Source organism: Frateuria sp. sgz306004 (genome assembly GCF_057750885.1).
This window is the reverse complement of the sequence record NZ_JBYLFE010000003.1, coordinates 605917-617663: the sequence shown is the minus strand read 5'-3', so window position 1 is coordinate 617663 and position 11747 is coordinate 605917. Positions and strand designations below refer to the sequence as shown.

Annotated in this window: 5 protein-coding genes and 1 pseudogene; 2 read left to right on the top strand and 4 right to left on the bottom strand. The window is 57.9% G+C overall.

The genetic code is table 11. The features are described 5' to 3' along the window. Window positions 1-106: 106 nt before the first annotated feature. The 4 genes and pseudogenes from AC3G2C_RS08935 to AC3G2C_RS08920 form a co-directional block, all read right to left on the bottom strand. Window positions 107-718: pseudogene (locus AC3G2C_RS08935) on the bottom strand (transposase); the annotation flags it as partial. 1417 nt (window positions 719-2135) lie between these two features. Beyond that, window positions 2136-2642, bottom strand: a complete 507-nt coding sequence (locus AC3G2C_RS08930) for a hypothetical protein (protein WP_488384268.1) — start codon at window positions 2640-2642, stop codon at window positions 2136-2138. Further along, window positions 2639-4723, bottom strand: a complete 2085-nt coding sequence (locus tag AC3G2C_RS08925; protein ID WP_488384267.1) for an RHS repeat-associated core domain-containing protein — start codon at window positions 4721-4723, stop codon at window positions 2639-2641. Before AC3G2C_RS08925 ends, AC3G2C_RS08930 begins: the two co-directional genes overlap by 4 nt. Beyond that, window positions 4720-9276 carry a DUF6531 domain-containing protein gene (locus AC3G2C_RS08920; RefSeq protein ID WP_488384266.1) on the bottom strand — a complete coding sequence of 1519 codons (4557 nt, stop codon included), beginning with the start codon at window positions 9274-9276 and terminating at the stop codon, window positions 4720-4722. The genes AC3G2C_RS08925 and AC3G2C_RS08920 overlap by 4 nt, the downstream gene beginning before the upstream one ends. An 876-nt stretch (window positions 9277-10152) precedes the next feature. On the opposite strand from AC3G2C_RS08920, the gene AC3G2C_RS08915 reads away from it, so the two are divergent. Together AC3G2C_RS08915 and AC3G2C_RS08910 are read left to right on the top strand one after the other, a co-directional pair. Then, entirely contained in the window at window positions 10153-10368 is a 216-nt protein-coding gene (locus AC3G2C_RS08915) for a DUF7696 family protein (RefSeq protein WP_488384265.1), read from the top strand. 204 nt (window positions 10369-10572) lie between these two features. Then, complete coding sequence (locus AC3G2C_RS08910; protein WP_488384264.1) at window positions 10573-11745, top strand: site-specific integrase; 1173 nt, start codon at window positions 10573-10575, stop codon at window positions 11743-11745. The last annotated feature ends 2 nt before the right edge of the window (window positions 11746-11747 follow it).

Sequence of the window (11747 nt, the reverse complement as noted above, 5' to 3'; positions counted from 1 at the left end):
CGCGTTCTACAACCACCGGCGTCCGCACCAAGCGCTGGGGATGAAGACACCCGCTGAGGCTTATGCTTTAGCGGCCTGACCTGCGCAGGAACTGCTGGGTCATTACATTCATCGACACCGGCACGACCAACGGCTCTGGGGCCTGTCGCACAATCCGCTGACGCGGTTTGATGCGCAGATTCAATTCGAGCTCGCGGTAGACACGGTAAACACGCTTGAGACTCCACCCGAAACCCTTCACGTTGCGCAGGTACAGGAAGCACAGCCCAAATCCCCAGTTGCAATGGTTGTCGGTCAGCCGCAGCAAGCAGCCAGCGATCTGATCGTTCTCCGCGCTGCGTACCGCTCGTAGCGGCAGCACGTCTGGCTTACACCGAATGCCTCGCAAGCAAACCGGATCGATGCTCCTCGGCGCGCCACTGTATCCCTGGCCATCTCGCGGCAAGAAGATGGCCTCAAGCTTTTTTTGCCAGCGCCTCCGCGACGAACTCAGCCTTAATCTTCTCTTCCACGTACATCTTGCGCAGCCGTGCGTTCTCTGCCTCCAACTCCTTCATGCGTGCCATCAGCGACACGTCCATGCCGCCGTACTTGCCGCGCCAGTTGTAGAACGTCGCCGTGCTTATCCCCAATTCTCGGCAAATCTCAGGCGCCGCCAAGCCAGACTTCGCTTGAGCGCATCCATGTTCTGGCTATCCGTGAATTTTGACTTCTTCATTGCGTAGAACTCCCTTTGTTGGAAATTCCACTTCTTCGCCCGCTTATTGGGCGGAGGGATTGCCATCTGATTTGGCGCCTTCGTTTCCGTTAGAGGCGACTCACCCAAATATGGTGGATGTTCTGCGCGAGTTGTCGTAGTGAGCCACGATAAGACCAGACGGTTCCTGCCAAAAAATACAGTGCAGCCGAGGCGCGGAAGTTCTCGGCTCGCAGCATTAGGTGGTGCATGAGTGTGTTGTATGCCACATAGCTACCATCGATGACTGCCCAAGCTACTACTAGCGCAGCCACAAGCGATAGCGGCCACCACCGTGGTCGGTCACGCGTGCAAACCAATACCGCTTGGACAGTCCAAGGTGCACACACGTAAGTCAAGCCACCCATGAGCACACTAACGCCCAGATCCCAATCACCGAAGTCGTAAACAAGCGCCCCATAAAAAAGCCACGCCATGCCTACAGCAAAGGTGCTGAGTTTCCATGGGCGCTTCAGCTCATGCACATACGCACGGTCGAGGCTCAAGCCTTGTGTCAATGTCATTCAGGAATCCTGCGAGTCAGAAGGATCATCCTGTCCAACCATGCGCCGCAGTTTCTCAAAAAAATAGTAGTTCAGAACTAGCTAGAGGGTCAGAAAGGTAATGAGCAGGAAATTTACTAGCCTCTGATGAAGTGGTGGCAAAAGCTGCGAATCATAGACGGCCAACAGGTAAGGAATAGCCAAAACATTTGCTACCGCAGCTAGTGCTGCTGTGACTTTCGGCGCCCATGCTTTCAATCGAAAATGGCCGAACGCTTGCCATGTCAAGAAAGCAATCAGGACGATGTTGCCAATGCCTGCAGTTCTACCCGTTACTGCCCGCGACCCAACACAACTGCCACACCCAAATAGCACAGGGCAATGAATCGATTGACTACAATCAGAATGTACTGTCGTTCCATCATCGCCATCGATTAATGCCCTCCGCATCCACAAGATGATCTTGTGGAATTTCCGAACAGTGCATCGTTTGCGCCCTCAAGACCGGATTTCAGTTCGTCGTTTGTCGGAACGCTATACCCCCAGGGCGATTTCACGACGCCGTAGAAGTCACCAACGTTGGCCCAGAATTTTGTTGCTTGGTAGCCAACCGTTAGGGCTAGATTGATGCCCCACGAATACGAGTTGCTCTGAACGTTGCTGTAGCTGTATAGGTAGTGCTCAGCATTCCTCATGGCCTCAGAATCCGTGCCTGGGACTACCGGCTGTGTCGAATCACGGTCGCCACGAATCTTGTTCCACGCATCCGCGCCGCACTTGTTCAAATATCGCTGCGCGAGGCATTCTCCATGAAAATCTAAACCCAACGGATCGACATTGCTAAGCGGATTTCCATCCACGTAGGCATATAGGTTGGATTCCTCGCACCCAAAGTACTAGGGCGATTCCGTCGAGGGGGAATCTAAATATTTCTGGAAAACATCGAGCAATCTCTTGCCATCAGACGGACTCAATTGCATCCGCAAACGAACCTCGCCCTTGGAAGTCAACAGCACGAGCTTGCGATTCACGAATTTCGATCCTTTGCCGATCGAGTGCTGAATACGAAATTCGACGGCTTTAACGTCGGCTCGCGCAAGATTCACTCGGCCATCCAACTCAACAGGTCCAAGCATCGTCTGCAGGACGATGTTTTGGCGCCGCAAACAAACAATTTCCTTAGCGAGCGATGCCCAGACGACACATGCTAAAAGAGCAAAACCAAGGGCAGCCACGACAAGCCCCACATGCATGGTCAGGTTGTCAGAGACTGCATAGGCAATAAGCGTCAGCCAAATCGCCAACCCAGCACAGTTGCTCCAGCGTCCACTCGGTCGAATCACGATATCGGTACCGTCTGGTACCGATGACACGGTTACATCTGTGATTGATAGCTTCGTCACGGCGAGACACCATAACCGATCGATCCAGAACCCTTGCCGAGTCCACCCGTTATGTGCAGGTAGAAGCCCCATCCATCGCAACCTTTAAACGCTCCAGCTCCGATGCCAAATTTTCCTGCGCGATGGATGCCCTTTCCGATGTTGAGCTCGTAAAGGCGAAGCGGAACGGTAGTTCCATCACTCATGGTCTCTTTCCCATAAAGCGCGGCAACATTGAAATTGTCGGACCCATAAACCGGTCCAGTCGCCGAAAGCCAAGCTGTGTAACCACCCGTAACCCCGTCATAGCCCGCGATCGCCACGCTCTCTGTTTCCCAATGTGCTGGACCAACAAGGCTCGTTTCGGCCGCAGCTGCTGCAAAGACGAAGGGGCCGCCTGCTTTCCGCCCCCCATTCATTAACGATCCAATATCCCCCGACAGCACGTAGCCAGAGTCCAGGCCACTAGGGTCGGTTCTTTGAACTGGATTACCCAAGGCATAGGCATAGGTATTGATGCCGGCGGCCAAGCCTACCGGGTCACTCTCTATGTACCGTACTAACCCCGCGCTGTAATCGCGAAAGCCGTTGTTCCAGAGCCCAGTTTCCGCGTCATAGTATTGCCCCGGGAATCCCAAGTTCAGCGGCGCCGTATTGGCCACCGACACGGTCCGATCAAACGCGAAATTCCTGGCCCGCCACACCACATTGCCACTGCCATCGGTGATGGCTTCGGGGCGCCCCACTTGATCATCGTGGATCGACTGGAATTGCCCCCCAGTGATACGCCCAATCAAGCGTCCATTGAGCCACACATAGTCCGTCCAGGCCCCTGGGTTTTCCGCGAGAAGTGCTCCTGCTTCACTCGGCGCGAAGTACGTGCTCGTACCGCTCACCGTCTTGCGCAAGCGTTGACCTTCGCCATCCACGTAGTAACTGGCATTAGGTGCCGCGCTCAACCGGTTAAACGCGTCGTAGCTGAAGGTCGGCGTTCCTGACACCGTCGTCACGTTACCCTTTGCGTCGTAGCCATAGCTGGTGTTGACACTTCCGGCGAGTGAGAGAATCTGGTTACTGTTGCTACTTGGCGTCACGGTAGCGGATGCACTATTCAGCACCTGGCTGGTGCGGTTGCCATTGGCGTCATACGTAAAGGCTTCGTTGTCCGCCTGCGAATAGACCGAGGCAAGCCGCGACATGCTGTCGTAGCCGAAGCTTTGGGTCATCGTGGCATCCATACTATTGCTGATGCCCACGACGCGATTGGCCGCATCGTAGGTCAAGCCTAGCCCCTGCACGCCCGGCACAGCGATACTGGTCAATCGGCCGTCGGCATCGTACGTGAGCGTGTTGGTCAGGCCGTTCGCCGAGGTCCAGCCCGCCATCGGTCCGTTGCCGGGCCGATAGTTGATGGCCGTCGCAGCATTGGACACCGTGCCGCCGACATTGATCTGTACAGCCGACACCACCCCGTTGCTGTAGCTATAGATCGCTTGATTGCCGTCCGGATACGCCACTGTTTGAAGCTGATCGAGGCTGTTGTAACCATAGCCGTAGGCATAGTTCGTGCCTTGAATCGAGAACCCTCGACCCGTGATCAGCCCCTCGGGGTTATAGGTGTAGGACACCGACCCCGTGGGGTCCGCCACAGAACAAAGTCGCCCCACACCGTTGGTACAGCCATCGTAAGCGAACGTTTGGGTGACACCTCCCGCGCTGACACTGGTACGGCGACTGATGGCATCGTACCCATAGCTGGTTTGACCACCATCGGCGCGGGTCAAGGTTGCGAGGCGACCATAGGCATCGTAGCTGTAGCTGGTCGTCCCACTATCCGGGCTCACCTGCTGCCATTTCTGCCCCAGCCCATCGTACGTGTAGCTTGTCACCAGGCCACGCGGATCAGTGACCGATGCGACATGGCCGCCTGCATCGTAGGTGTAACTCGTTGTCGTCGTTTGCGCCAAGGCGCCCGGAGCAACAAGTACCAAGCAGACGCCCAAACACGCGTGCAGCCACCCGCCACTCGCTTGCTTCTTCATGGAGCCGTCGCGCGGAAGCACGCCATCAGGAGCCATCCTGCCAGCTATCTTGGTGCTCATGCCTGCGCTCCCTGCGTCTCAGCAATCATGGTCATGGTGGACGAGGAGATGTTGACGCCGTTGGCATCAAAGAAGTCCACGCGAAGCGTGTACTGCTGCCCCTTACTGCCCTGGGTATAGCTCGCGCTTCCCGTCGTGTAATTGCTGCTGGGATTGTTGCCAACAGGGGTGGCGGAACTTGCGCCGTTGGAGACCGCTCCACCCGCACCACTATCCCCCGCCGGTACGCCCACATAGGTCCAGGTGTACTGCACGGTCACGGCACCTGGCGGAAGCGCTCCCGAGGCCATCACCGACTTGCTGGTCTTGGAGGAGTACTTGAAGACCTCCCATGTGTTGCCATTGACGAGGTCAAAGCCGACCGTCGACGTCGCCGTGCCCGACGGGATGATGTACATGTTGTCGTACGTCTTACCGTTCGCCGCGATGGGCGTGGGAATGATGACGATGCTCGCGCTCACGCCACTCCACGGGCCGCAGCCGCTCGCATTGCACGCCTGTACCTGATAGCCATAAGTAGCGTTACCATGACCGGACGCAGTCCAGCTCGTTGCGCCATTGGCCTGTACCGTTGTCCATCCACCGCCGTTGACTTGCTCCTGAAGGGTGTAGCTGGAGGACGTAGCAACCCCGCCCCAGCTCACGGTGTAGCTGGCCGCATAGTTCCGGGCGGCAACGCTCAGGGATGGCGCGCTACCGGGCGGCCAGAGCACGTTCACGGAGGCGACACCGCTCCACGAGCCGCAACCGCTCGCATTGCAAGCCTGCACCCGATAGCCATAGGTGCCATTGCCGCGCCCACTCACACTCCAGCTTGTGGACCCATTGGACTGGATGGTGGACCAACCACCGCCATTGACCTGCTCTTGCAGGGTGTAGCTGGTAGCCGTGGCCACGCCACTCCAGCTCGCAGCGTAGCTACCGTTCGTGCTATTGGCTGGAACACTAAGGCCAGGCGCACTCGCCGGCGGCAGCAGGACGGTTGCCGAACCGACGCTGCTCCACGGACCACAGCCGCCACTATTGCAGGCCTGAACCTGGTAGCCATAACTCCCGTTGCCATGGCCGCTTGCAGACCAGCTCGTTGCACTACTCGATAGCACGGTCGTCCAAGCGCCACCATTCACCTGCTCTTGCAGGTTGTAGCTTGTCGCCGTGGCAACGCTTCCCCAGCTCACTGCATAGCTGCCCGAGGCGCTATTGGCCGGAACGGACAAACTAGGCGCGCTACCCGGCGGGTGCAGAACAACCGTGGAGCTTACGCTGCTCCAGCCACTGCAGCCACCGCTGTTGCAGGACTGTGCCTGATAGCCGTAGGTGCCGTTGACCTTGCCCGATGCACTCCACGTGGTTGCGCCACTGGACTGTACGGTCGTCCAGCTCCCTCCATCCAATTGCTCTTGGAGGGTGTAACTCGTCGCATTGGTGATCGTGCTCCAGCTGACGCTATAGCTTCCCGAGCTATTGGTGCCGGGAGAGCTGACCGACGGCGCGCTGCCGGGCGGCAACAAGACCACGGTGGTCGCGACCGTGCTCCAAGCGCTACATCCACCACCATTGCAGGCTTGCACCTGATAGGTATAGGTGCCGTTGGATTTGCCAGCGGCGCTCCAAGTGAGGCTCCCGTTTGATTGCACGGTCGCCCAGGATCCACCATTAAGCTGCTCTTGCAGGTTGTAGCTCGTTGCGGTGCCCACAGCACTCCAGCCAACACTGTAAGCGCCTGTACCGTTGTTCGCCGGTGACGTAAGGGAGGGGGCGCTGGCAGGCGGCAGCAACACGCTTACCGTGCTAACGGCACTCCATGCACTGCATCCACTCGCATTGCACGCCTGGACTTGATAGGCATAGGACCCGTTCGTTTTGCCGGCGGGGGCCCACGACGTGGCTGTATTCGATTGCACGGTGGACCATGAGCCACCATTCACCTGCTCCTGCAGGGCATAACTAGTGGCCGTGGCGACACCACTCCAGTTGACCGTGTAGCTCCCCGTATTGTTGGAAGCGGGCGCCGAAAGGCTTGGTGTAGCCGGCGGATACAACACGCTAACCACAGCAACGCTACTCCACGGGCCGCAGCCAGTGACATTGCAGCCGTGGGCTTCATACGCATAGGTGCCATTGGCCTTGCCGCTCGCGGACCAGCTCAGTGCGGACCCACTTTGAATTGTGGACCAGCCGCCATTGTTCACCTGCTCTCGCAGCTCGTAGTACGTCGCGCCCGTGATACTCAGCCAGCTCACCGTGTATGCCCCGTTAACACTTCCGCCTGGTGCATTAATGGCCGGCGCGCTCGCTGGCATGAGGGGACTTGCACCGCCCACCTCCTGAGTCTGGATAACGCGGTCCAACGCGTCGTACTGATGAGTCACGGTGTGGCCAGCCGCGTCCGCCACGGAAAGAACATTGCCGTTACCGTCATACGCATAAGTCAACGACTGGCCGTTCTGCCCCACACTCTGATAGAGCCGTCCCAACGAGTCGTAGTGAAACACCTCATCCAATCCCACCGTGCTGCCGCGAGTGACTTTATGCTCGATGACGTCACCGTTGGCGTCGTAGCTAAGGCTCTCAGTCGACTGACCGTCCTTATCGTTTCGTACGATTGACATCACGCGCATGGTCGCGGGGTCACGATTCCATGTCGTAACCTGACCATCCGGCGAAGTCAGCGTATAGAGCAAGCCAAAGCCATCGTAAGCATAGCCCCAGGTCGCGGAGGAACCGTTCGGGTGCGTGGTCTTGCTAGAAAGGCGACCGCGTGCATCGTACGTAAAGTCAGTTGCGTCTCCGTTAGCACCAACCACGTGACCAGGCAATCCCAGCCCGTTGAACCCACTGTAGGTCGCAGCCTGCCCCAAGCCATTGGTTACAGAGGTCAGGTTACCTAAGGTATCGTAGACATAAGTCGTGGTATCACTGCCACCCGGGGACGGCTGAGTAACCGTCATGGTCTGCACGAGGCCGTTGGCGTACAGCGTGTAACCATAACTGGTTGTAAGGGTTTGGTTGGCGACGCCAGCACCCGATATATTCGTAACACTGACAGAAGCGAGGCGATTCTGAGCGTTGTACGTGTAAGACGTACTTTTCCAACCTTCGACCGTTTCGCTCAGCAGCCGATTGAGCTGCGCATTGCTATCCCAAACATAGTCAATCTTCCGCGCAATAGCCGCGCCCTGCGCTAGCGTCTCTGTCTGTAGCTGGCCATTTGCCGCGTAAGTGTAGGTGTGTATATTCCCGTTATTGTCGATGCTTTCCGAAAGGTTGCCATTTGCGTCGTAAGACTGTCCGTGAGTAGTGGCCCCGCATGTTTGAACGGCGGGATCACTCACCAAGCTCAACTGCCCCCCCTGGCCTGCGAAGCTATAAGTCGTTTGGTGTCCCAATGGATTCGTAATGGCCGTTACGAGATTGCCAGACCCGTCTGCGCTGTAGGCAAATGCGTAGTTCTCCGAGCCGTCTGCCAAGTAGGTGCCTGCACCCCAGCCGTAGTAAGGGCCTGAATTGGAGACATAGGTTGTATAAGCATGCGGGACGCCGTTGTAATCCACCTCGGAAAGGACAATCGGAAACGGGGAAATTGCGAGGGATTGGTACTTGAACGTTACCGTCGTTGCGGCACCGCCCGGATAGCTAATGGAAGCAACATCATTCGAGCTGGCGCTTGGCGTATAGAGGTTGCCGTAGTTGATTGTGTAGGCGTTCCCGGCCGGATCCGTAACGATCGTCGACGAACCGGTCACACGAATCCCATTGACCAGTTCACTCACGAACGGCGTCCCGGTCACAGTGAACGACTGACCATTCGTGTGGGTCACGGTGGTAGTGGCATTAGCACCACTGGTGGAAGTGATATACCAGCCCACTCCAGAGGCATCCACGATCGAGACCAAGGCACCGCTCGGCGAATAAACCTGCGTAGTGGCGTCTTCATCGTGAAACGTGAAGTTGCCGCTGGATGGATCGCGAGTAAGGGAAACTACGTTGCTGCCTGATACCTGCGCGTAACTCGTGGCCTGCGGGCCACCACTGAATTTGATCTTGGAACCATCAGGCCTATAGACGCTCACAAATCTACATTGCCCTGTGATATCCCCCATGTCCTCGCAGGTGGTGTCCAGGGAATAATCAAGATTGCTGGCCCACTTAGAGCCTATCCGCGACGTGTTGTAGTACAGAACGTAGGCAAGACCCATTTCACCAGGCAGTGAGAACAGGGGGTAGGTCTCGAGTTTTGCACCTGTCTCCGGCTGAATTGGGTCGCCTTTAGGGCAAATCTTGTTGTCTTTGGCGTGGTCGTTGGAAGTTGTGGTACTCGCAGTACGAAAGAGCTTCGTTCTACTTACACTCCCATTGCCCGTTCCCGGCAAAAGAACACCTGGCGTGTAGTGCAGGCTCGCCGTGTCAATATCTTTGGGGGCAATAGCGGTTACGGATGTACCTGGATCACTGCCTACTGGAAGCCCGTCCTTGTATTCAATAGGGGTTCCATCGCCACCCAGAGCATTTGACGCTGCACAGAGTGTCAGAGAAAGAGCGAACGACGCCATGCAAACACGGCGCAACGGGTGAAAGTGCATGCCGAATGCCTACGAAGGTTTTAGGTGGAGTTCGGGACAGCGTCCCGGATAGGGCGTGGGAGCCAAGGCTTTGGCTCAGAGGCAAGCCTGCGCTGCTACCCGGCAGGCTTGCCGACCAAATGCGGCAAACATGCAGCAGACTGAGCTAGTAAACGAGAACAAGCTTGTCGGCCAAGCATATGGACCCGACAAGCAACCACCACAGTGGCCAATCGACGCCCCGCGTTCCTTTGCATAAACCCCTCTCCCCAGAGGTACTTTTACTTGACGTCTTCTGGCGGATTGCCCGCTTGTCATAGTTCGCAAGATTCTATTGCCCGTGTCAACGGCAATTTCTTGCGATTCCTTGGATTTATCGGCCTCGCGTGCTTCTGTTCCGTATTTATCAAGCCGAAATAACCTGCATCAGGCAGGCACTCAGGTAAGGGCCCCTTACCTGAAAGCGTATGAGTTCGTTCGTGTTGAGGGAAGGAACCGTCCGCCGCAGCACCAAATCCAAACGAGCCGTCCACTTCAAGCGAAATCGCCCAAATCGCTCATCTGTGCGCCTATGGACCCGCTACGGCGCCCGCGCGTACCTATAGCGTTGTCGTCCCCAACAACATTCGCCCGGATCAGCGCGATCACTACGTGCACGAGATCGCTGTGCCGCCATGCATGCGCGCCAAGGGCTATACGACGGGGGACGTGCCGTGATCGAGGTGCCTCGCCCTGGTGTAGACGGGACACCCCAATCAATCAGTGATCATGCGCTGGACCTCAGTGGTTTGACGACGCGCGGCAGTTCTACGAGGACGCTGGCCTGTTGCTCAGCGAAATTCGCCACATCACCCTGCCGAACCCTCCATGACACCGGCAGAACACGAACAGCAGCGGCGCGTGATGGAGACACGCGCCCGCCTCAAGGAAGGATTCACCACGCGCGAGAAGGTCGATGAACTGATGCGCAAGGTGACTAGCAAGCGCGGCGAACGCGCGGCCAACCAATTACGCCAGGACATACGCGACCAATGGCACATACGCCACACCTGGTGGGGAGAAAGGAATTTCCATGCCCAATGACATGCCGCACCACGTGCTCGATGCCGAGCGGCTCAAAAAGCTATCTGGCAAGTCCACGCCATCGGCCGTACGACGCTGGGCACGGGCGCAAGGCATCCGTGTCAAGGACAGCGCAAATGGTCCTTGGACGACGCTTGACGCACTGAACGAGTCCCTTGGGCTCCGCCCCGCACCACAGAAACAGTACAGACCGGAGGACGTGCTATGACGACAGGACGCAAGCGCAAGCATGACCCATCCATTCCGCAACACATCGACCAGGAGCGCCTGCCAAAGGGCTGCTATTGGCAGAGCCGCGACTGCTATTGGTACACCCGAATGGAGGACACTAAACCGCTGCGCCGCCGCATTGGGGACGAACACGCACTGCTGTCTGACCTGCACCACGCCATGGAGCAGCTGGGCGGCATTGAGCGGGATACGCTTGACTACCTGTTGGACAAGCATGAGCGATCGATTCAGTACGCCGAGCTGGCCGCCGCCACGCAAGAAGACTACCGATACTGCCGGCAGATCCTGCAGAACTTCCGCACCAAGCTGAGCATGCCCTTTTCCGCCCTCAAGCTCCGCAAGATCACCTTGCCCCTGGTCCAGGTGCTAGTGGACGACATTGCGGCCGGCAAGCGCAGTCACGACCACTCGCCAACGAAACCTACGCCATCGAGCGCTGCGCACGTGCAGCGCTACCTGTCAGCGGCCTTTGTGTGGGGCCTCCCGCGCGGCCACTGCCAAACGAATCCGGCCGATGGCGTGGACATGCCGACCGAACGGCGCGCGCACCGCATGCCGGACTTGACCACGATGAAAGCCGCTGTGGCGCTATTCCAGCACCGTGGCACGCTTGCGACGCGCACCAAGGGATCACTGGCCCCTTACGTGTGGTCAGTCGCTGTGATCGCTTACGGGTGCCGCATGCGCGGTGTGGAGGTGCGAACGCTGACTGACCAGGATGAAACACCCGAGCGCGTCATCGTGGACCGCCGCAAGGGCAGCTTGGGCAACCTCACCCGCTGGTCACCCGAATTGCGCGAAGCCTGGGACTGGCTCAAGGCACGCCGCAACCGTATCTGGACAAAAAAGCGCCGCCTCTGGCCACACCAGCCAGGTGATCGCCCCCTCGTCGTGACGGAAGGCGGGCAACGGGTTGGCAAGTCCACCATGTCCAGCGCGTGGCGCCGCGCTATGGGCGCCACCGTGGAGGTGGGGATCATCACGCCCGAGGAACGCTTCGGACTTCACGGCTTGAAGCATCGCGGAGTCACCGATACGCCAGGAAACAAGGCAGACAAGCAGCTAGCCAGTGGCCACCGGTCCATGCAGATGGTGCACCTGTATGACCATGAGCGCCCCACCGTGGAGCCAGCCGGAAAGGGCTAGTT

What these genes read in the sequence shown, in the direction of transcription:
- AC3G2C_RS08920 (WP_488384266.1), bottom strand. Translation starts at nt 9,276, where the DNA reads ATGGCGTCGTTCGCTCTTTCTCTGACACTCTGTGCAGCGTCAAATGCT.
- AC3G2C_RS08910 (WP_488384264.1), top strand. Translation starts at nt 10,573, where the DNA reads ATGACGACAGGACGCAAGCGCAAGCATGACCCATCCATTCCGCAACAC.
- AC3G2C_RS08925 (WP_488384267.1), bottom strand. Translation starts at nt 4,723, where the DNA reads ATGAGCACCAAGATAGCTGGCAGGATGGCTCCTGATGGCGTGCTTCCG.
- AC3G2C_RS08915 (WP_488384265.1), top strand. Translation starts at nt 10,153, where the DNA reads ATGACACCGGCAGAACACGAACAGCAGCGGCGCGTGATGGAGACACGC.